16 protein-coding genes and 1 pseudogene are annotated in these 21964 nt (G+C 62.2%); 11 read left to right on the forward strand and 6 right to left on the reverse strand.

Translation table 11 applies throughout. From position 1 onward, the window contains the following. Nucleotides 1-1009 precede the first annotated feature (1009 nt). Nucleotides 1010-1804 (forward strand): 2OG-Fe(II) oxygenase, encoded by a 795-nt coding sequence (locus HLH29_RS18590; protein WP_246374458.1) that lies wholly within the window; start codon nucleotides 1010-1012, stop codon nucleotides 1802-1804. Nucleotides 1805-1843: 39 nt separating this feature from the next. Here the strand turns inward: HLH29_RS18590 and HLH29_RS18595 are convergent, their stop codons facing one another. From HLH29_RS18595 to HLH29_RS18615, 5 genes are read right to left on the reverse strand one after another with little or no spacing between them, the layout of a single operon-like run. Next, nucleotides 1844-3451 carry a lipopolysaccharide biosynthesis protein gene (locus HLH29_RS18595; RefSeq protein WP_338030295.1) on the reverse strand — a complete coding sequence of 536 codons (1608 nt, stop codon included), beginning with the start codon at nucleotides 3449-3451 and terminating at the stop codon, nucleotides 1844-1846. Then, nucleotides 3435-4592: a glycosyltransferase family 2 protein gene (locus HLH29_RS18600; RefSeq protein WP_220791596.1), complete on the reverse strand. Its 1158-nt coding sequence runs from the start codon at nucleotides 4590-4592 to the stop codon at nucleotides 3435-3437. The genes HLH29_RS18595 and HLH29_RS18600 overlap by 17 nt, the downstream gene beginning before the upstream one ends. A gap of 40 nt (nucleotides 4593-4632) precedes the next feature. Further along, the gene (locus HLH29_RS18605) at nucleotides 4633-5640 is read right to left on the reverse strand and encodes a glycoside hydrolase family 5 protein (RefSeq protein ID WP_182968868.1); all 1008 of its coding nucleotides are present in this window, start codon (nucleotides 5638-5640) and stop codon (nucleotides 4633-4635) included. Next, nucleotides 5633-6952: a polysaccharide polymerase gene (locus HLH29_RS18610; protein ID WP_246374461.1), complete on the reverse strand. Its 1320-nt coding sequence runs from the start codon at nucleotides 6950-6952 to the stop codon at nucleotides 5633-5635. The genes HLH29_RS18605 and HLH29_RS18610 overlap by 8 nt, the downstream gene beginning before the upstream one ends. Beyond that, nucleotides 6949-8145 (reverse strand): acyltransferase family protein, encoded by a 1197-nt coding sequence (locus tag HLH29_RS18615; protein WP_182968869.1) that lies wholly within the window; start codon nucleotides 8143-8145, stop codon nucleotides 6949-6951. The genes HLH29_RS18610 and HLH29_RS18615 overlap by 4 nt, the downstream gene beginning before the upstream one ends. A gap of 548 nt (nucleotides 8146-8693) precedes the next feature. On the opposite strand from HLH29_RS18615, the gene HLH29_RS18620 reads away from it, so the two are divergent. From HLH29_RS18620 to HLH29_RS18665, 10 genes are all read left to right on the forward strand, one after another. Next, nucleotides 8694-9800, forward strand: a complete 1107-nt coding sequence (locus tag HLH29_RS18620) for a GumK N-terminal domain-containing glycosyltransferase (protein ID WP_182968870.1) — start codon at nucleotides 8694-8696, stop codon at nucleotides 9798-9800. A 169-nt stretch (nucleotides 9801-9969) separates the two neighbouring features. Next, nucleotides 9970-11133 carry a glycosyltransferase gene (locus tag HLH29_RS18625; protein ID WP_246374463.1) on the forward strand — a complete coding sequence of 388 codons (1164 nt, stop codon included), beginning with the start codon at nucleotides 9970-9972 and terminating at the stop codon, nucleotides 11131-11133. Beyond that, nucleotides 11130-12152 (forward strand): glycosyltransferase family 2 protein, encoded by a 1023-nt coding sequence (locus tag HLH29_RS18630; RefSeq protein WP_182968872.1) that lies wholly within the window; start codon nucleotides 11130-11132, stop codon nucleotides 12150-12152. The genes HLH29_RS18625 and HLH29_RS18630 overlap by 4 nt, the downstream gene beginning before the upstream one ends. 28 nt (nucleotides 12153-12180) lie before the next feature. Beyond that, nucleotides 12181-13506 (forward strand): UDP-glucose dehydrogenase family protein, encoded by a 1326-nt coding sequence (locus tag HLH29_RS18635; RefSeq protein ID WP_182968873.1) that lies wholly within the window; start codon nucleotides 12181-12183, stop codon nucleotides 13504-13506. Between the two features lie 451 nt (nucleotides 13507-13957). Continuing rightward, complete coding sequence (locus HLH29_RS18640; protein WP_182968874.1) at nucleotides 13958-15454, forward strand: exopolysaccharide biosynthesis polyprenyl glycosylphosphotransferase; 1497 nt, start codon at nucleotides 13958-13960, stop codon at nucleotides 15452-15454. Beyond that, complete coding sequence (locus HLH29_RS18645) at nucleotides 15444-16289, forward strand: WecB/TagA/CpsF family glycosyltransferase (protein ID WP_246374465.1); 846 nt, start codon at nucleotides 15444-15446, stop codon at nucleotides 16287-16289. The genes HLH29_RS18640 and HLH29_RS18645 overlap by 11 nt, the downstream gene beginning before the upstream one ends. Next, complete coding sequence (locus tag HLH29_RS18650; RefSeq protein ID WP_246374466.1) at nucleotides 16286-18529, forward strand: GumC family protein; 2244 nt, start codon at nucleotides 16286-16288, stop codon at nucleotides 18527-18529. The genes HLH29_RS18645 and HLH29_RS18650 overlap by 4 nt, the downstream gene beginning before the upstream one ends. Before the next feature lie 10 nt (nucleotides 18530-18539). Further along, nucleotides 18540-19709 carry a glycosyltransferase family 4 protein gene (locus tag HLH29_RS18655; RefSeq protein WP_182968875.1) on the forward strand — a complete coding sequence of 390 codons (1170 nt, stop codon included), beginning with the start codon at nucleotides 18540-18542 and terminating at the stop codon, nucleotides 19707-19709. After that, nucleotides 19709-21040, forward strand: coding sequence for an outer membrane beta-barrel protein (locus tag HLH29_RS18660; RefSeq protein ID WP_182968876.1), 1332 nt, complete (start codon nucleotides 19709-19711; stop codon nucleotides 21038-21040). Before HLH29_RS18655 ends, HLH29_RS18660 begins: the two co-directional genes overlap by 1 nt. Before the next feature lie 29 nt (nucleotides 21041-21069). Beyond that, nucleotides 21070-21687 carry a polysaccharide biosynthesis/export family protein gene (locus HLH29_RS18665; protein ID WP_246374468.1) on the forward strand — a complete coding sequence of 206 codons (618 nt, stop codon included), beginning with the start codon at nucleotides 21070-21072 and terminating at the stop codon, nucleotides 21685-21687. Nucleotides 21688-21862: 175 nt separating this feature from the next. Here HLH29_RS18665 and HLH29_RS18670 read toward each other — a convergent pair. Next, nucleotides 21863-21964: pseudogene (locus HLH29_RS18670) on the reverse strand (IS5-like element ISMex42 family transposase); the annotation flags it as partial.

The raw sequence follows: 21964 nt of genomic DNA on the forward strand, positions 1-21964 counted from the left end.
CAGGGGTAGAGAACCTCCCGCTCGTCGGTATTATGGGTCTTGCAGAGTAGCGCTCTATAACGCCGTCAGGCCCCACACCAGCCTCAATGGCATGACGCCAGAGGCTTTCGCTCAACAGGCCGGCAAGGCATACAGCAACCCACAGACCCCAACTCAAAACTGAGGGCACGTTCGGGGCAGGGTCAACATGCCCAAACAAAAACCCCACGAACCTTATGGTTTCGTGGGGTTTTTGGTGTGGTTCATGGTTGCGGGGGTAGGCAACCAACGATACTTGCGATTGGTAACACGTGAAATACCCCGCGTCGCCGCATAACAAGCAAACAGAAACCTTGCCGCTGGCATCGCCTCATATATAATCCTATAACATGATCAATATATACGGCAACCTGTCAGGTCTGAGGCCAGGTTCCCATCTGGAACTTTCAATCCAGCACCGGGAACCAGAAGCGATGTGGTCGGTGTACATTAATTACGATTTCGAACCAAAATAACACTCATGAGAGCTTCTCAATCCTATCCGATTTCCTGGAGCCATCTCTGCAGAGCTAATTCCGATCAACTTGGACAAGACCGAAGTTGTATAAACCCGGATACCGGAACTTAACGTGAAATACCGCTTTATCATCGACATGGCCACGTTACAGCATGACTGCCTGAGTCGTTGTCCCGAGCAACAAGACTGTTGCTCGATATCGCAAAATATTTCTCCGCACCGTCCTGCATTCCTTTATTTTGCAATGAAATGTTGTAAAAATCAGAGAGTAAACATATGATCCAACCAGTGCAAAATTTCACTTGGCGCATCGATATAGCGTTTGCATATCTGCATCTGATCAAACTGACAGGAACCGAGCATCCTATCCTTCCTTTGCCATCGTATTAGATGGAATCCGTTTGTACCACGCCGTGGCAAACCGGCCATAGAGCAAGCAAAAAGGGCGGCTGCATGGCTCCAGGTATCGAAACACGATCGGCGAACCTTTATTCCGTCCAGGACCTCCGTTTCATGGACCAGCCAGACCGACTGAGAGCGCAGTATCTGGCGGCCCAGCCCTTTCCCCATCTGATCGTCGACGACCTGTTTCCCGCCTCCTGGATGCGCAACATCCTGAACGAGTGCCGCGAAGACCGCAATCTGTGCTGGAAATCCTTCGATACGGCGCTGCAGAAGAAACGCGGTACCCAACCGGACTCTGATTTCCCACCATATCTTCAAAAATATTTTGATTTCATCAATTCTGGCCCTTTCCTGCGACTCATGACGCGATTGACTGGGATTGAAGCCTTGCTTCCCGATCCCACGCTTTATGGCGGCGGTCTGCATGTTGTCTCGGGACAGGGTTTTTTTGATCTGCACATCGACTTCCAGCATCATCCTACGACGTTGCTGACCAACCGCTTGGCGATCATAACCTATCTTAACGACGAGTGGGATCAAACATGCGGCGGTAATCTGGAATTATGGGCGATGAACCCGACACGACGCGCGGTTGAGATCATTCCGTATTTCGGACGTACCGTCCTGATGGAACAATCGGCGACCGCGGCGCACGGCCACCCCACGCCAATCCTTGCGGGACGCGAACGCATGGCGGTGATCGCCTATTTCTATACCAGCGACGCTGGCACTCAGCGCGTGCGTCGGCGCCGGACTTCCACACTCTACGTCCCACGTTTCGGCCGATCGGCCAATGCGCGCCTGCAGGCGGCCCTCCATAACGTTCTGCCTCAGCCCATAATCAGGGGCCTGAGGACCGTCCGCCGCGTCCTGCGTGCGCCGCGCCGTTCCGGCGAACGGTAGCCGCCCCGGTCCCCGAATGCATGACGGACAGACGAATGATCACCCCCCGGTGGCCACCGGCTGAGGACCACGGACGCTGACGCGCCGCACCTTGCCCAGTATGCCGCCGAACCGCTCGGCAAGCTGGTCAAACACGTTGCGCCGCAGTACGAACAGCATGGCCGGATACAGTCCTGTGCCCACCACCCCGATCACGATAATCCGCGACAGATCATGCGCGTTGATGACTGGTAGCAGGGAACCCGCATATCCCAGCCCCATGGCACATGCCGAAATGACAAAGGGAATGACGTAGAGTTCCATCACCCGCCAGACCGGCACCCCGCAGCGGTTCAGAATCAGCAGCGAGCAGAGCGGGGGATAGGTAAAATAATAGAGCGCCACGGCCACCGCGACACCTATCGCATTGCCGGCCAGCCCCCCCGCGATCACCACGCCGAAGAAGACCGGGGCAGAAATGACGGCAAAGATCAGCGCCAGCCGGAATTCGCGCCGGGCACTGAGCAGCGAGCCCGTAATCCACGACACCGCGTCGAACGGAAGCCCTAGACTGAGGATCTGCACGAACGGCACCGCCGCCATCCAGCGCTCACCGAACAGGAAATGCAGGCCGGGACCCGCGAGGACGGCCTGGAGGAAACAGAACGGCACGACAATATAGGCCAGCAGGCGGCAGGCCTTCAGCGCGGCCTCGGTCTGGCGTTGCGGGTCGGTACGCAGTTGTGCGAATGCAGGCAGCAGAACATTGATGAAATTGCCGGCCAGCATCCGCACCGGCTGCGCCGAGAAGCGGAAAGCGAAGAAATAGAGGCCGACCACGGAATGCGAGGCAATCAGCCCCAGCACGATATAGTCACCCTGATTGATAATTTCGATGATCGTCCTGGTGGAAAAAACGGTGGTGCTGCTGCCTATAATATAATTCAACTGGACCTTACGGAAACCACGGGCGATCCGCGGGGGTGCTTTCCACCAGAACAGGGCAGCCTTAGTCATCGCCAGCAGCGGGATGGGAATCGCGAAACTGTAGGCACCACATCCCAGCCACGCCAGCAGGATCGTACCCAGTTGCAGGGCGAAGATCTCGAAAGTGTTGTAAGCAGCTAGAAAACGGAAATTCATATCGGCGCGAATGCGGACCGACGGCACGGTGGCGAGGGTCTTAATCGGCGTTGCAATCGCCAGCGCCGCAATCAGGCCGACCAGTTCCGGCGACTGGTACCATCTGGCAGCAAACGGAGCCGCGACCAACATGCCCACCATGCCCAGAAGACCGAGCGATAGGCAAATCCAGAATGCTGGCGCGGACCAGAACGCCATGGCCTTCTGCCGCTGCAGCAGGACATCGTCCACCCCGAAGCTGACCAGCGCATTGGCGATGCCAAAAACCGTATACGCAAGGCCGATGATCCCGAAATCTTCAGGCGTCAGAAGCCATGCCAGGGCCAGTTGGGAGACGAAGCCGATCCCGCGCGCGGCCAGGCTCTGCACCATCAGCCATAACACGCCGCTCGTCGCCGCCCGGCCCAGACCACCTGGACCCGCCACCGGGCCCCGCCCCTGTTCCGCCATGCCGTTCCCCTTCCTGTCTGCTTCGTTACCCGCGCGGCCCGATGCCGCGATCACGCCGTCAGGCCGGCTGGGCACGGCCGGCCAGACGCTTGAACATCTCCCGTACCCCCCGAGGCAAAATCAGCCGGAACGAGATACGCCCCAGCAGCACCGGATAGCGCGCGGGCGCCACCAGCCCCAGTGCATCACCGAAGCGCCCGCGAATGGCCAGCCGCGTCGCTGTTCCCATCAGATGATCCGCCATCTCCGCCCGATTTTCCGCCCGAATCGAGACGGAGGGATCCCGCAGCGCGCGGCGGATGAAGCCGCAATCCGTGCTATCCAGTTCAAACGGACGGTAGAAAGCCAGCGCGACCAGCTTCATCCCCATGGCCAGCGCCAGCCAGGACCGTTCGTCCGCGCTCAGGACTGCCGCACCCGCATGCAGAAAATCCTCCAGCGAAACCGCCTGCGCGCAACGCCGCAATTCATCCGCGGAAAAGGCCAGGTCGGGCTGCCTCGCCCGGCGCCGGCGGGCAGACACCGCCGCCATCTGCGACCAGAACGCCATCGACCGCCCATTGCGGATCGAGGCGCTGGAAATACTGTTCGCATGCACCCGGTACGAACCGAAATCTTCCGGCAGGTTCAGCATGGTTCCGACTTCCTGCAGGCGCCAGCACAGGTCGCTGTCCTCCGCCACCGCCAGACTGCGATAGCCCCCTACCCGGTCGAACGCCGCGCGCCGCATCATCAGGAAAGGCTGGGGCAGATAGGGCTCGCGCGCCGGCAACCAGGACGGATCGGCCCGGTCTATCCGGGCGGCGCGTACCCTGCCGCCCGTCGGACGACCGTGGGCATCGATATGCCGACCGCTACCGGACAGAGCGATGCAATCCGGATGCGCCGTCATGTATCCGACCTGCCGCTCGAGACGGTCGGGCGCTGCCAGATCGTCAGCATCCAGCCGGGCAATAAACGGCGCGCGACACAGCGACAGCCCATGGTTCAGCGCGGCTGTGATACCGCCATTCGGTTGCGTCAAAACCACGATCCGCGGGTCCTGCGACGCCAGCTCGGCCAGGATCCGGCCTGTCTCGTCGGTCGAACCGTCATCGACGACGACGATGCGGATCGTGGCGATGGTCTGGCCACGCAGGCTGTCGATGGCCTCGCGGATGGTCGCTTCCGCATTATAGGCCGGGATCAGGATATCGATCAGGGGATCGGTCACCATGTTGCTCCTTTCCTGCACCGCGCTATTTCGGATGCGCCGGTCATCCCTCATGGTGGTTCAGATGCCGTTCCAAAACCTGCATCTGCGGCCGATCCTGCCCGTCGCGAGTCGGTTCCAGCGTGTACATGTATTCGCCCCATAGCGGGCCAGCCGCCCAGTAGGTCCAGCCACGCCAGACCGACTGGTTCACCGCGAGATAGGCGGCGACCTTCTCCAGCACATCAAGGCATGCCGCATTCCGCCCCACGCCGAATTCCCCCAGGAATCCGACATTGCCTGTCTGGTGCAGCCATGCCGTAAAGGATGTCAGGCGCCCGATCGCCTGGTCTGCCGGGACGCACTCCGCGCTCCGGCCACTACTGTCCCTGTCGAAATATTCATGCACCTCGAAAATCAGAGCATGGGCCGGGTCTTTCAACGCTGCCATATCCGGCCCGTTCTGCGTTGCAAACCCATGCGCGGAATCCCAGCCGATGCCCGACACCAGAATCGGATTCCTGGCCCCGGCGCTCCGGATGCCCAGGATCGCCTGCTGGGTGATGTCGCGCCACTGGCGGGCCGATTGCTGCTGCGGTTCATTCATCAGGCCGAACCAGATATCGTGCCTGTCGTGCAGCGTCGCGCCCAGACGCGTCCACAGGTCGCGGAAATCGTCCGCCGAGACCGTATCACCCCCGATCAGGTTCCCGCGATAGCGGCCGTAATCGTGGACGTCGAGGATCACGATCCCCCCCACCGCCCGAACCTGGTCGGCGAAGGCCAGGATGCGCTTCATGTGATCGGCATCCAGCGCCGCGCCAGGCGTGGGCTGCAACCTTTCCCACAGGACCGACAGGCGAAAGATGTTCATGCCCTTGTCGTGAAAATACGTCACCTCGCCTGGCTTGGGAAACAGGTAATCATAGCCATAGCGACCGGGAATCCTGTTCGAGGAATAGGCTGCCCCTGCCAGGTTTACGCCCTTGTATTCCTGTGCCTGCGCCGCCGTCGTCCAGCCGACGACGGACAAAGCCAGCATGGCCGGGAAGAGGATCGTCAGACTACGCATGGGATTTTCCATATCGTCTGGTCAGGGACGGCACGGCCATGCCGGCCGGCACCCGGATCATGCGGGGTCGAATACGCAGGGCTGCTGGCCCCATCGCATCGGTGACGCCATAAAGGAACCACAGCAACGCTGCCGTCTTGATCGTGAAGACCGAGGCCCCGATGCACAATGATGTCGCGAAGTAGACCGAGATCATGGTCTTCATCGTCGCGCCTTCGGGCGTGCGGGACGGGTGAAACGCGAACAGGCCCAGATAGAACAGGGTCAGGACCGCCCCCAGATTGTTCAGTACATAGGCGTAACCGGTATCCAGGGTGTACACCTGCGACGGTGCCAGCCCGAACCACTGGCCGAGACCCCAGTAATCCAGCAACCGGCCCGAAAAGATCAGCCGACCGGCCAAATCGTCCTTGATGATGGCCGGCAGGACGCCGGGCAATTCATGCATCGTGCCCACGAGCGTCAGCAGCGTCCCGATAAGGATCGGGAAAAGAAACGCCGCCAGTGCCGACCGGCGAAACGGGCTGACCCGCACCAGCAGCATCAACAGGCAGCACCCCGAAGCAAAACGAGAATCCGCCAGCACAAAGCACAGCACGGCCAGGGCGTACATCACCACGCAGCGCTGACCCGACTGGTTGCGCGACACGCTGAGGCACCACGCGAACAGCACGGCCGAAAAATTCCCCAGCGAATCCGGCTCCAGAAAGATCGAAGAGACGCGATGCGGTCCGAAAATCGACTGGAAGAAAGTGCGACTGGCCCCCGCGCCCCGATTGCCGCTGAGAAACAGGTTGGTATTGCTGTAATTGACCGTGTCCTTGGCGATCACGCCTTTCTGCACATAATAGTCCCATATATTGAAGAGACTGGCATAGATGTTCGTAAAGACCAGTTCGACGAACCCCACCACCAGCACCAGGACGATCAGGATCCGAATCGTCGACCAGGCGGTTCGCTCGCTGGCCATGCGACCGAGCATATAGAAGATGTACATGATGCCGACATCATGCAGAATCTTCGCGCTGAGGGCCGGATTGACCAGTCGGGCCCCGACCACGAAGCCCGTCGTCAGCGCCATGAGCCACAGAGCGGTACGGTCGATCCTTTGCCGGATCAGATACAGACCGGCCGCCAGGATCGTGATTTCAACCACGGCAATCTGTGAATTTCCAACCAGCATCCAGTGCCGGCTGGAGAGGAAGCATAACACCAGGTTGAACATCGCTGCCGCGATGACCAGGTACATTCCTCCCAGGCGCCCCTCGGCCGCGACGGCCGCCCGTCCGGCCCCGATATGACCCGCCCTCATCCGTCACGCTCGGCGCAGGCGGCGACCGGCGTTGCCAGCGCGACCTCCCCGCCCCGCCCGGCGGTCTGCGGCCTTGCGCGATCCGGCAGGCGGCTCGCGAGGAGACGGCCCAGATTATGCAGGGGCAGTTCCACCAGGTGGTAGGTCACACTCGATACCGCCAGCGTCACGCAGATGGTGCCCAGCGCCAGAACCGTCTGTGTCACGTCCGGATCGGACAGCAGCGGACGCAGCCCCACATGGCCCTGCATCAGGTCGAACAGCAGCAGCAGGATCGGCAGATGCAGCAGATAGACGCTGTAGGACAGTTCTCCCATCCATATCGTGACCCGGTGCGTCAGCACCCCGTACGACCGTCCCGATGCATAGAGGTCGCGCACGATCACAAAGGCGGCCAACGTCTCGATAACGTCATAAATCTGTTCGGGCACCGCATGGCCTCCCAGCGCCAGCCGGTCGTACAGCAGCACGATCGTCGCCACCAGCGGCAGGGCTGGCGATGCTGCCCATGCCGGAGACGGCAGCATGGGGATCAGGGCCCCGAGCGCGAAAGCAAGTCCGAAATTCAGCCCGATCTCCGAGGGCATAGGCACCAGCGCCAGCATGATGAAACCCGCCAGGGCCCAGGGCCGTGCCACGCGGTTGCGCATCAGGAACAGGACAACGGGAAAGAGCACCGAAAAGATCAGTTCGACCCGCAGCGACCACATGGGGCCGTTATAACGGGTATAGGCCCCCGCAAGCGCCAGGCCCACATGCACGGGCGAAACCGGCGCGTGCAGGTTGCGCGACAGCCAGTCGACGAAGACTTCCACCTCCATCGTGCTGCGCACATGTAGCATCACCATGACGGCGACCAGCACCGACACCCACAGCAGCGGATAGATGCGAAAGAGCCGTTTGATATAGAATCTCGCCAGTACCGCCCCGTCGAAGCGCCCGACCCGTTGCAGCGACAGCGACAGCACACAGCCGCTAAGCACAAAGAACAGCAGGACCGCGGCCTGGGCGTTGAAGAGATAGGTGACCAGATCATGCGCCGCCCGTCCCCACGGCCCGCGCGTCACCGGATCATATCGGATGACCTGGATGACATGCCCGACCAGTACCACCAGGCAGGCAATCCCGCGCAGCGAGGTCAGTTGCAGGAGATAGGATCGTTCCGATCGTGCTTCGAACAGATGGTCCGACATGCGACTTTCCTCCCCCCGCTGGCGAATTCCGGCCACGCCGTCATGACATCGATGCCGACGGGGCTCCGACCGCATGAGACAACATTGAGACAAGCGGACATATACCTGCCCAGGCGGAAGGAATGGTCCGTTTTTATGACCTGGCGACTGAAACGCCTGATAATCTGTGTATTTCCTGTAAGAATCCGGAAAGCCAGCCACCATTCGGCAGGCATGGCCGATCGCTTTGACTCAAACCTATCCTCGTCCAACGCGGCGTTGCAAGCAATAAGAGATGCCAATACCAGCATTTTTCGCGTTCTCGCAACAAGACGCTCCCCGTCTTCGCAAAAACACGATCCTGCCAGAAATCCGCCTTATTTGACCCCCGATTAGAAGCACGCGTTTTCGAACGTAAGGATCTTCATTCGTCTTGCAATCCGAACATTTCTCCCCTACAGATTCGGGCTGCCATGCGCCGGACCAGCATAAAGCGCCTGGCTTTGATCCCAAATCGGTAATGCATTCTTCACGACGTTGTCCGTAATAACGACGAGGCAGGTAGTGGCATGGCCGGCTCATTGGTTATATCGGTGCACGACTATCGTTCGCGACGAAAAGCGAGCGTGCATTTCATCACATCCGAACTGGCCAAGCGCGGCCGGACGCGGTTCTTTTCCATCGGCCTCAGCCGCCTGTCCGAGCATCGCGGCGACACCAGGGCCGATCTCGCATCCTGCGCAAATCGTGTGGAAACTATCGACGGCGTTGAGTGTTTCCTATGGCGGACCGCCTGGCACCCTTTCAACATTCGCCGCCAGGCGCTGGCTCCTGTCGAAGAAACATTGTTCTGGTTTTACCGCCACCTGATTCCAAGGATTCCAAAGCAGTGGCTGAGCGACGCCGACACGGTCTTCATAGAATCCGGTATGGCACCGGTATTCATCGAGGATGTACGACGGTTGAACCCCAATGCGCGCATCGTCTACCTGGCCTCGGACGACCTGGATGTCATTGATTGTGCCGAGACCATCAAGCGACGGTTCCGGGCCAATTTCGACAGTATCGATACCGTGCGCCTGCCCTCACGCCTGTTGCGCCAGGGCATGCCGCATGAGCGCAACGCCTACTATATTCCGCACGGTATCGACCGTGCCATCGCCGAACCTATCTATCCCGATCCCTATGGCAACCGGCGTTGCGGCATATCGATGGGGTCCATGCTGTTCGATGCGTCATTTTTCACCATCGCTGCCGAGGAATTTCCCGATGTCGATTTTCATGTCATCGGGGCAGGCAAGGCAGCGGACGGCCTGAAGGCGCCCAATATCATCATCCACGCGGAAATGCCGTTCGCGGAGACCCTGCCCTACGTCCAGCATGCGGCGTTCGGCATCGCGCCTTACCTGGATCGCGGCACGCCTCGCTACCTGATCGACACATCCCTGAAGCTCCGTCAATTCGGTCTGTTCGGCATTCCAGCGGTCTGCCCGGAATTCGCCTTGGGCGACCAGCCGGGACGTTGCGGCTACGTACCGGGAGACCGCGCCTCCATCCGGCGCGCTATCCAGGACGCCTTGTCCCATGACGAGCCCATCCAGCCCCAGATGCTGGCCTGGCATGAAGTCGTGGATCGTATCATGACGCCCGACATCTACGCCGATACCAGACTCTAGAATCGTTTCGCCTTCATTTATCTCATTTTTTCCGATCTCTGTGCCTTCAGTGGGCAGACATGTGGAAATCGCCCTCGTCACGCTGCCGACGGCCAGAAGCATGAACGCCATGCCCTGTCCAGCAGAAACATGGAAGCGGAGGACAACGATGTCACAACGGACAGGCACGATGACAGAGGCTCCGACCGTCGGAATCTATCGGACCGAGCTTCTGCCACTGTCCGAAACCTTCGTGCGCGACCAATCGCTGGCGCTACGGCGCTGGAATCCTATCATGATCGGCGAACGGCTGATCGACCGCCTGCCGCTGGACGGCCTGTCCGCCAGGGCGGCCTATCGCGGACCCGCCACCCTGCCCCAGCGGCTGCGCAGCCTGGCGGCCCGCACGCTTGATCGCGCTCCACCGGGCCTGACCCGCATCGCACGGCATGTGCGCCCGGCGCTGATCCACGCCCATTTCGGTTTTGACGGGGTCGAAGCTTGGCATCTGGCCCAGCGACTGTCCGTCCCGCTGCTGGTGACTCTGCACGGGTCGGACATTACCACCCACATGGACTGGTTCGCGGCCGGCCGGAGCGGCAGGCGCTGGAAGCGCTATCCCCACCGTCTGCACAGGTTGGCACACCAACCGAGCGTCAGCTTCGTCGCCGTCTCCGGCCATATCCGGGAGGCGGCGATCACCGTCGGCCTGCCTGCCGCGCGAATCCACATCCGTCACATCGGCATCGATCCGGCCCGTTTCGTGCCCGGCGACACCCCGCCCGGCGACCGGGCACCGACGATCCTGTTCCTGGGCCGACTGGTCGAGAAAAAAGGCTGTCGTTTCCTCATCGAGGCCTTCCGTACCCTGCGTCAGACGATGCCCGCAGCCCGCCTGATCATTGCGGGAGACGGTCCCGAACGCCCCGCCCTGGAAACGATGGCGGCATCGCTGGACGGCATCACGTTCCTTGGCGCTGTTCCGCGCGATCGGGTGCTGGCGTTGATGGGCCAGGCCCGCGTGTTCTGCCTGCCCAGCGTGACGGCCGCCAGCGGCGACGCCGAGGGGCTGCCTCTGGTGCTGCTGGAGGCCCAGGCCAGCGGCCTGCCGGTCGTCACGTCGGCCCGTGGCGGCGTGACGGAAGGGATCGTCGACGGCGAAACCGGCTTCGCCTTTGGCGAGCGGGATGTCGCGGCCCTGACCAGGCATCTGGAAACGCTGCTGCGCGACGACATGCTGGCCGACCGGATGGGGGCGGCCGGGCGGCGGTTTGTCCGCACCCATCACGACATCCGGCACTGCACGGCCGCGCTGGAGGATCTGTACGACCAGCTCGTGAGGATCGACGCATGACCGGCACCTTCTCCGTCCTCATCCCGGTCTACAACGCCGCGGGTTTCGTGGAGAGGGCTGTGGAATCGGTCGTGGCGCAACGTCTGCCGGCCACCGAAATCCTGGTCATCGACGATTGCTCGACCGATACGACTTGCGCGGTGGTCGAAGAGTTGGCGCGGCGCCATCCCGCTATCCGCCTGTTACGCACCGAGCGCAATGGCGGCCCGGCGGCCGCCCGCAACGCCGGCATTGCGCAGGCTGCCGGCGACTGGATCGCCATCCTGGATGCCGACGATGCCTATGCACCGGATCGGCTGGACGCCGTGGCGAACGCATTGGCGCACGATCCGGCCATCGATATCGTGGCCGACGACCTGCTCTATTACGACGCGGCGGCCCGGCGGGTAACCGGCCGGGCGATGGGCCCCGGCGTCGCCTCGGCGGGTGTTATCACGGTGAGCGACTATCTGGCCCATAATCTGGCCGATGGACAGGGCCTGGACTGGGGGCTGCTCAAGCCGGTCATCCGGCGCGAAATCCTGATCCGCTCGGGTATCCGCTATCCTGCAGACCAGCGCCACGGCGAGGATTTCACCTTCATGGTGCGTCTGTTGCTGCATGGCGCGCGGCTGCAGATACTGGATTCCGCCCATTATCTTTACACCCAGCGCGAAGGGGCGATCAGCCGCCGGGCATCGGGCATGACACGTACCACCATTGCCTACGACGCCCTGGCCCGATCGGCGCTCGATCTAGCCGGCGACCCGGCTGTGGACGGCGCCCCGGACCTGGCCGCCCTGCTGCGTCGGCGGGCCGAGGGCCTGCGGCGCCTGGATGACGCGCATTTCTTTTCCCAGGCGGTTCGACGCGGCGCGGTCGGCGCCCTGGCGGCGCGGGCGCTGCGGCATCCGTCGTTCGTACCGCGCATGGGGTGGCAGGTCGCCCGGGCGATGCGACGCCGGGTCCTGCAGTGGCGTGCGGCACGCGCCGGAACGGTGCCCCTTCCGTCCGATCGGCAGGGAATGTCCCCGTCGTGAACCAGACCCTGTACCAGAGGAGTTGACCATGCAGATCGCAATGATTGGTGGCGGTTATGTCGGCCTCGTATCCGGTGCCTGCTTTGCCGAATTCGGCACCGACGTCGCCATCGTCGAAACCGACCCGGTTCGTCTGGCGGCCCTGCGCGAAGGCCGGATCCCGATTTACGAGCCGGGACTGGACAAGCTGGTGGCAGACAACGTGGCAGCGGGACGCCTGACCTTTGGCGACGATATCGAGCAGGCCGTCCAGGCGGCCGAGGCGATCTTCATTGCAGTCGGCACACCCAGCCGTCGCGGCGACGGGCATGCCGACCTGCGATATGTCTATGCGGCGGCCGAACAGATTGCCAAGAGCATGAAGAATTATGCAGTCGTCGTCACAAAGTCGACCGTGCCGGTGGGTACCGGCCGGCAGGTGGCGGAGTTGATCCGCCGCGTCCGGCCCGAACTGGATTTCGATGTCGCCTCGAACCCGGAATTCCTGCGTGAAGGCAATGCGATCGGTGATTTCATGCGTCCCGACCGTGTGGTTATCGGCACCGACACCACCAAGCCGGGCGGCACGCAGCGCGCCATGGAGGTCATGCGTCAGCTTTACCGACCGCTCTACCTGATCGAGGCGCCCGTCCTGTTCACCAGCCTGGAAACGGCAGAACTGGTGAAATATGCGGCCAATTCCTTCCTGGCGATGAAGGTGACCTTCATCAATGAAATCGCCGACCTGTGCGAACGGGTAGGGGCGGAGGTGCATGACGTGGCACGCGGCATCGGACTCGACAATCGGATCGGTCGCAAATTTCTCCATCCCGGCCCGGGTTTCGGTGGATCGTGCTTCCCCAAGGACACACTGGCATTGACCCGTATCGCTCAGGATGCCGGATCGCCCATGCGGTTGATCGAGACGACCATCGATATCAACGACAGGCGAAAGATCCATATGGCGGAACGCGTCATCGCCGCCAATGGCGGTTCCGTGGCGAACACGACGATCGGCGTTCTGGGCCTGACTTTCAAACACCAGACCGATGACATGCGTGAGGCTTCGTCGATTCCTATCCTGCGCCGTCTGGCGGAAGAAGGCGCACACCTGCGGGCGTTCGATCCGGCCGGCATGCAGTCAGCCCGCTCCGTGCTGCCCAAGACCTTACAGTATTGCGAGGACGCGCTGGATGCCGCGACAGGGGCCGATATCTTGCTGGTTCTGACGGAATGGAATGAATTCCGCGCCCTGTCGCCGGCACGTCTGCGCAAGCTGATGAAGGGCGATGTCATCGTAGACCTGCGCAATATCTGGGAGCCCATGGCGATGCGGGAACTGGGCTTTCGCTACCAATCGGTCGGTCGCCCCTGATGCATCCGTTGCCGATTCAACACAAAACTACGGAACAAAAAAGGGTTTTTGATTAGATTCAAAAAAAGTCATAAAAAAACTAGACAAAAAAAATATTATCTCCTTATTCTTCCTTCGCGCCTCAGGCGCGCCACCTTCCCGGCCCGGAAGCGGACAGGTTTGGGCCGTTACACGTAACGTTGGGCATATCCATTAGGGTATAATGGATCTTTAAGATCCATCAATGGCATTTTATCGAAGAATCAATAGCAGGCGCCTCGCTTAGCCCAGGCCCCCCGAAGACCGGGGCGGATTTTTCATGCCTCTACCTTGCGCGAACGTAGCATATAGCATTCCGATTACATCGCGATTTTCATCCACCATTATCTTAGAAAAGTCTTTTTTTAGACTCTAATGTTTAGAGACCATAAGAACGGTTCCAAATCAACCACTTGTCCATGGAGGTCTTTGTATGAGCGAATCGTACGGCCCCTTGCAGGAGCCCCTCGGCCTTCCGGAACGCAGACTGCCCGTAATGGCCGCGCCTGCAATCACGGAACCGGATGCCTATCCTTATTATCATTCCGTCCTGTCCGGAATCATAACCAGCATAGACACTGCCGCGATCCTTGCATCCAGCCTGATGGCGGCATCGATCGAGCCCGCGATTATCCATCAGGACTGGCATAAGGCGTTACCGCTTGCCGACCTGATGTCCGGCCTTGGTTTCATGATGATACCCAAGAACAGGGTCCTGCTTTACGTTCCGACGGTACGCCAGCCCGCCACGCAACTGCACTATCTCGCCCCTCCACTGCTGATCGGCGCGCTGCTGCATATCGTCGTTCTGTCCATGCTGCGCCATCCGCTGGTGCTGTGCCTTGAACTTTCCATGGTATGGCTGCTTCTTTCATCGGCTGTTCTGTGCATGGTACGCATTTTCGAAATAGCCCTTCTGGGCAGCCCGGCCATCGCGCGGCAACTGGCCCGTGATATCGCGGTCGTCGGCAGCGATGAGACGGCCATCCGCTTCGCCGGCCGCATCGCCAACGAGGCCGGATCGACCTATCGCCTGGCCGGCGTGTTTGACGACCACGAAACCGCCGAGAATCCCCAGATCACCGACGGCACGCTGCTGGACCTGATCGCCCACAGTCGCGAAAACCCTCTGCATGCCATCGTTCTGGCCATCCCGCCTGCCGCCGATCCGGTCGAGCAGGTTGCCAAGATCAGCTGGCAACTGCGCAGCGTATTATCCGACGTCTACGTTGTGCCCAATACCGTTCATGGAATCGATGTCCTGCTGCCGATCGAACGGTTGGGCCCCTTCCCGCTGCTGGTGCTTCAGCGCCGCCCACTGTCAGACTGGCAGGTCGTCAAGAAAACGATCCTTGACGTGACGCTGGGCGCGATGGCGCTGCTGGCGTTGTCTCCGCTGATGATCGGCGCAGCGATCGCCATCAAGGCGACGTCGCCCGGTCCGGTATTCTTCAGGCAACCGCGCCTGGGCTTCAACAACCGGATGTTCATGATCTTCAAGTTCCGCACGATGTATACGGACATGTCGGACAAGATGGCGGCGCAGCAGACCGCGCGCGACGATCCGCGCGTCACGCCGGTCGGACGATGGCTACGCCGGCTGAGTATCGACGAACTACCGCAGTTGCTGAACGTGATGCGCGTCGAAATGTCACTGGTCGGCCCCCGTCCGCACGCCCCCCACACCCGTGCTGGCGGCATGCTGCTGGACGATGCGCTGGCGGAATATGTCATCCGTCATCAAGTCAGGCCCGGCATCACCGGCTGGGCGCAGGTCAACGGCGCGCGCGGCCAGTTGGTCACGCTGGACGATCTGCGCCGACGCGTCGCCCTGGACTTGGAATACATGCAGCGCTGGTCGCTGCGCTTCGACCTGAAGATCCTTGTTCTCACCGTAATACGGGAGGTACTCAGCCGCCATGCCTTCTGACATCCTGTCCGCACGGCACGAGGGGCCAATCCTCCACGCCGGATCGCCGCCATCCATGCACGCCTGCCTGACACCGTATGACAAGCTGCACGTCATGGGTCTGCGCCTGATGGATATTCCACGCCATGAACTTGCCATGCATGTGGCACAGGCCGCCTGTCGCCGCGCGCGAATGCTGGTCGTGAACGCCAATGCTCACTGCGTGGTCCTGGCGCAGCGTGCGCCCTGGCTGCGCGACCTGTTCGACCGTGCCGACATTGCCTTCTGCGACGGGGCGGGCGTGCAGCTTGCAGCGCTGTTCCTGATCGGCCGGCGCCCGCACCGTACCACGCCGCCCGAGTGGATCGGCCACGTCCTGCAGGAACTGGGGGCCGACGCCAGCATCTTCTGGCTGGGCGGGGAACAGTCGGTGGTCGAAGAAGCCGCCCGGGCTTTCGAGGCCCGCTACGGCGTACGAACCGCTGGCATCCGCAACGGCTTCTTCGACGCCACCGCTGGGTCGACGGATTCCGAGGATATCATCAGGCAGATCACTGCGGCCGGCCCGAACCTGATGCTGGTCAACATGGGCATGCCACGCCAGGAACGCTGGCTGCACGACAACTGGGACCGCCTACCGCCTACCGTCGCCATCACGGCCGGCGCCCTGGTCGACCACGCCGCCGGGCGCGTCCGGCGGCCACCGCGCTGGGTCGCCAACATGGGATTGGAATGGCTGGTACGCCTGTCCCGCGAACCGAAACGGTTGTGGCGTCGTTATCTTATCGGGTTGCCCATCTTCGGCTACCATGTCCTGCGTTGGCGTCTTCAACTGGAACGGAGGTCCACATCTTGACCGACCGAATCTTGACCAATCGCACCGATCTCTGGACCTCGATGGGATCGCCGTCCGGCATGAACGACTTCAGCACGGCCGACCATCTGGCCATGGCCCCTCCCGCGCGCGACGGTCGGGCCATCCTCCTGCACGGCATTCGTCTGGTCCGCCGCTATCGCACCCTGTTCCTGGCCGTCGGTGCCGGTACGTTCCTCGTGGGATGCGGCGTGACACTCTCGTTGAAGCGCACTTTCATGGCCACGGCGACTGTCGTGGTCTCTCCCGCGAGCATGGACCAGACCGCCCTTCCGAACGCCCAGCCGACGGACCGGCTTCAGGATGACGAACTGGCCACCCAGGCCGGGCTCCTGCAGTCGCGCGACGTGGCTGCCGCGGTATTGCGCTCCCTGCCTCCGCCCCCCGTACCACAGACCTTCAGCCTGCGCGGCGCGCTGTGCGTCCACACCCACCTGCTCTGCGCAAAGGCGGGCCCGGCCCATCCCGATTCAGTATTCCAGGCACAGATCGACCGGTTGCAGGCGGCTGTCATCGTCGCCCCGGGTGTGCGTTCACGCATCATCAGCATCAGCGTGAACGCCGCTGACGGACAGCGCGCGGCCGACCTGGCCAACAGCTTCGTCACCGAATACCAGCAGATCGCGCTGGACACCCGGCGCGGCAACCTGAACCGCACCGCCGCCTGGGTCGACAACAGGACGGCCCAGTTGCGCGAACGCTGGCTGGAAGCCGCCACCAAAGCCAACATGTTCAATACCGCACATCATCTGACCAATACCGGCGACGATGCCGGAAACGGCCCATTGATCGACCGGCAGATATCAGAAACCGCGATCAGCCTGACCCAGGCCCAGAACCGCCTGGCCGCCGCCCAGGCGCGGGCCGACGCCCTGTCCCATGCCAACGCCGAGGGCGAAAGCCGCGCGCTGATCACCCTGGCCCAGCAACCGATCCTGGTGGCGGCAGCGAACACGCTGACGCAACTGGAAAGCACACGGATGCAGAAGGCCAGCACGATGGGCCCGCACCATCCCGAACTGGCCGGGCTGGACCGGCAGATCGCGGCGGCCCGGGTCAGCATGGCGCGGGAAACCAGTGCCGCCCTCGCCTCGATCGACGCCGAGGTCGCCTCGACCCGCGCCGAGGTCACGCGCCTGACCCGCAATCTGGACACGCTGCGCGAACAGGCCGGCACCCAGAGTTCTCCTCAGGCGGAATACCGCATGCTGGTGCAGGAGGCACAGAGCGCCCGCGAAGTCTACGAGGCCTTCCTGGGCCGCTCGAAGGAAATGGTCGATCGTGTCGAACTGCTGCAGCCCCCGGTGGCGTTCGTCTCGCACGCCACGGCCCCAGACGCCCCAACTTTTCCCAACCGCAAGAAACTGCTGATGGGCGTGGTCATCCTGTCCCTGGCGGCGGCGGGCGGTGCCGTATTCCTGCGCGACCTGCTGTCACCGGGCTTCGGCGAAATCGAGCAGTTGAGGGCCATGATCGGCATGCCGCTGCTGACCGCCATTCCCCGCGTTCCCCGGCACGACGGGCGCATGATCCGTCGCCATGTCGTCGATGCGCCCTTCTCGCCAGCCAGCGAGGCCGTGCGCAGCCTGCTGGCGCAATTGTCATTATCCGCACCGATGACCGAACGGGGCCGGGTGGTGGCGATTACCTCGGCCTCGGCGGCCGAAGGCAAGAGTTCCCTGGCCTACTGGCTGGCAACACTGGCGCGGGCCGGCGGCCAGCCAGCCCTGGTCATCGATGGCGACCATCGAGAGAGCCGCCAGCGGCGCGATATCGCTCCGGTCCAGCGGGGTCTGAGCGAACTTCTGTCCGGCACGGCCTCGGTCGCCGACGTCGTGCAGCATGACACCGAAAGCGGCGTCGATTTCATCCCGGCTGGCGCGCCAGGCATGTTTTCGTTCGACACGGCCGAAATCGCCCGTCTGCGCAGCCTGCTGAAGGATATCGGGCGGTCGTACAACCTGATCATCATCGACAGCCCCGCGTTGCAGATCATGCCTGACGGGCTGGTTTACGGCGCGGTCGCCGATCAGACCGTATTCGTCTGCCGGTGGCTGCAAACGTCACGCACTGCCATCCTGTCGTCGCTCGAACAGCTGCGCTCATACGGGGCGCAGGTCGCGGGGGTCGTCGTATCGATGGCCGAGGATTCGGCCGCCGCCTTCCCCGGTTCGTCGCAGTACCTGCGGCATCGCCCCATTGCCCTTCCTTACGATTCGTGAGGCGATAAACTTGAAAATCCTGCATGTCGTCCGTCAGTTCAGCCCCTCGGTCGGGGGGCTGGAAGATTCGGTTCTGAGCCTTGCAAGAATCCAGCGCGACCTGCTGGGACTGGACGCCCGCGTGCTGACGCTGGACCGCGTCTTCGGCGAGACCGACCGCCTGCCGGCAAGCGACATCGTCCAGGGCGTACCGGTCCGGCGGATCGCCTGGCGGGGATCGTCGCGCTATCCCCTCGCGCCGAACGTCCTGCGGCACCTGGGCGATGCCACGATCGTCCACGTCCACGCCATCGATTTCTTCTTCGATTTCCTTGCCGCGACACGCTGGCTGCATCGCCGTACGCTCGTGGCGTCCACGCACGGAGGCTTCTTCCACACGCGGGCCCTGGGCGCGATCAAGGCAGTCTGGTTCCAGACACTGACACGCCTGTCGATCCGTGCGTACGAACGGATCGTGGCCTGCAGCTACAGTGACGCCCAGATGTTCGCACCGATCGCGGGCCGCCGCCTTCTGACAATCGAAAACGGGATCAACCAGCAGAAATTCCATGCCGCGTCGGCCACCGACCCCACGCGCACCCTCATCAGCTTCGGCCGGTTCGCCCGTCACAAGCAGATCGACCTTCTGTTCCCCCTGCTCGCCCGCCTGCGCGCATCCGGCGACGACTGGCGCCTGATCGTCGCCGGCCGCCCGGCCGACCAGTCCGAGGCCGATCTGGCCACCGCCGCCCGCGCCGCCGGGGTAACGGACGCGGTGCGCTTCGTCATCGCTCCGTCGGATGAGGAACTGAAAATCCTGTTCGGCCAGAGCAGCTATTACGCATGCCTGTCGCAGCATGAAGGCTTTGGCCTGGCGGCGGTCGAAGCCCAGTCCGCCGGGCTGATTCCTGTCCTGAGCGACATCGTGCCGTTCCGCCGCTTGGCCGACCAGACGCGCATCGGTATCGTACGACCAGCCGCAGATCTGGATGCTATCGCACACGACATTCTGGCGTTGCACGACAGCGGCGATGCCGCACTGCGCGCGCTGCGCAGCCACGCCATCGCAGAATCTTCCCGATATGACTGGAACGATGTCGCGCGACGCTATACGGAACTATACGGGGCCATTTACCCGGCATCGGGCCGTTCACCCGCGCACGTTCCGCTCGATGCCGTGCGGGAGGGCAATCCATCCTGATGCCCTCCCGCCTCGCCGAGATCATCCGGCGCCTGAGCCCGCTGGTCCCTCTGGCCGTCGCATCATGGAGCCATCCGGCACAGGCCCAGTTGATTGCACAATATTTTCCATCCGACCTGCCGGGATACGCATCGCCCGAACAGGCTGATTCCGTCGTCATGCACCAGTTGATGAGCCATCAGCCGGCCGGCATCCATGTGGGCGACTTCCTCGTGCGCCCCTCGGCCGCCCTCAGCGCTGGCTACAACACCAATACATTGGCGACGCCCCATACGCAGAGCCCGCAATTCGTCATGGATGGCGGACTGAAGGTCAATTCGGACTGGACACGCCATGCATTCGGCCTACTTGCCTCGGTCAGCGACCGGCGCTTCTCCCATATCCCCATTGCGGACTATACCAACTGGACCATCGGCGCGGGCGGCTCGCTGTCGCTGGGGCAGGACACGCTGGCGCTGGGATATACCCATTACCAGCAGCATCTGTCCTCGATGGATCTGGGCAATTTCGGCGTTTCGCGCCCCGTGCCCTATTCCGCCGACGATGTGCGCCTGACCTATACCAAGCTGTTCGGCCGGTTCAGCGTGATTCCATCGGCAATCTACGAGAATTATTCCTTCGGCCGGGCGACCGGCGGCGGAATCGACACCGACTATGGCAGCCTGAGCCATCACCTCGAAACCGGCTCCCTGACCTCGCGTTTCGAGCTGTCGACCGGCAATTCCGCCGTGATGATCCTGCGCGGATCGGCCGCGCAATATCTGGCCACACAAGGCGAAACACCCAACGATTATGTCGATGGCGCAGCCTTCGCCGGTCTGGACCTGGATACAAATTCGGTCATCCGCTACCGCCTGCTGGCGGGCGGCGAAACGCGCCATTTCACCCGCAGCGCGGCACCGTCCGTCACCACTCCGACCTTCGAGATCGACACGATCTGGTCGCCGTCGCGCGCGGATACGGTCAGCATCTTTTTCTATCGCCGCATCCTCGATCCCGCATCGCCATTTGCGCGCAACCAGACGGTGACGGATGGACGCATCCAGCTCGACCACGAACTGCGCCGGAACGTCTTTCTGCGCGGCTTCGCCGAAGGCGGCATGAGCCAGACCGGCCGCACGGTACCGGGCACCCACTCACGCACGCAGACCCTGTTCAAGTTCGGCGTTTCGGCCAACTGGGTGATCAACCGCTACGTCACGGCCGACCTGTCCTTCAGCCATGTCAACAACTACTCTCATGGCGGCCTGCCGCTGGACACGCTGTATGCCGGACGCAAATCGACCTTTGCCAGCAATTACGTCGCGCTGGGCGTCAGCTTTGCCGAATAACTCCATATATCCACCAACGGAGAACGACCATGACCGCCGGAACGTCCTGCCTGCCCCATGTGAGCCGCATGTTTGCCCGTCGGGTCCATCCATCGGCCGCCTGCGTGTTGGCGACGCTACTCGTCCCCCTGGCCGGCTGCGCGCCCGGCAGCAGCCTGCCGCCCCTGCCGCGTCCATCCAACACAGCCTACCGCCTGGGGGTGGGGGATCAATTACGAGTCCTGACCTATAACGAACTGCAACTCAGCAACACATTTATTGTGGGCGATAACGGACAGATTGCATTTCCGCTGATCGGCACGATTCCGGCCATGGGATTAACCACAAGCCAGTTGGAGACCGACATTGCCAGTCGGCTGGCCAGCAAGGGCATCCTGAATCACCCCAGTATATCGGTCGAAGTCACGCAATACCGACCGATTTTCGTGCTGGGCGAAGTAAGCCATCCGGGCCAATACCCTTACATGCCAGGCATGACAACGCTCAGCGCCGTGGCTCTGGCAGGCGGCTACACCTATCGGGCCGTTACCGGCTATGCTGGAGCGGTACGTAACAACGGCACCAACGAGACTGTCGAAGGCAGGCTGGCTCGGGACTCTCTTCTGCAGCCAGGCGATGTCATCACGATCTACGAACGATATTTCTGAGCAAAACACCTTGAGAGGCAGGCATTCGCACATGTGACTTGCTCCCGAGCGTCGGATGATAGAGTTTCCGGCCTGGAGTTACGGTAACGGGCTGGATGCGTCACCGGGAATGTGCAACGAGATCGGCGTCTTGTTGCCAATTGCCCGATGAGGGCAGACCTCGGTGTAGGCCCTGTTAGATCTTGATCCAATCTGCGGCGGCTGCGAGGTGAAGGATAGCGAGGAACGAGGTGGCGGTCTTTTCGTATCGGGTTGCGACGGCGCGCCATTCCTTCAG

Source organism: Gluconacetobacter tumulicola, from assembly GCF_014174215.1.
Classification (GTDB): domain Bacteria; phylum Pseudomonadota; class Alphaproteobacteria; order Acetobacterales; family Acetobacteraceae; genus Gluconacetobacter; species Gluconacetobacter tumulicola.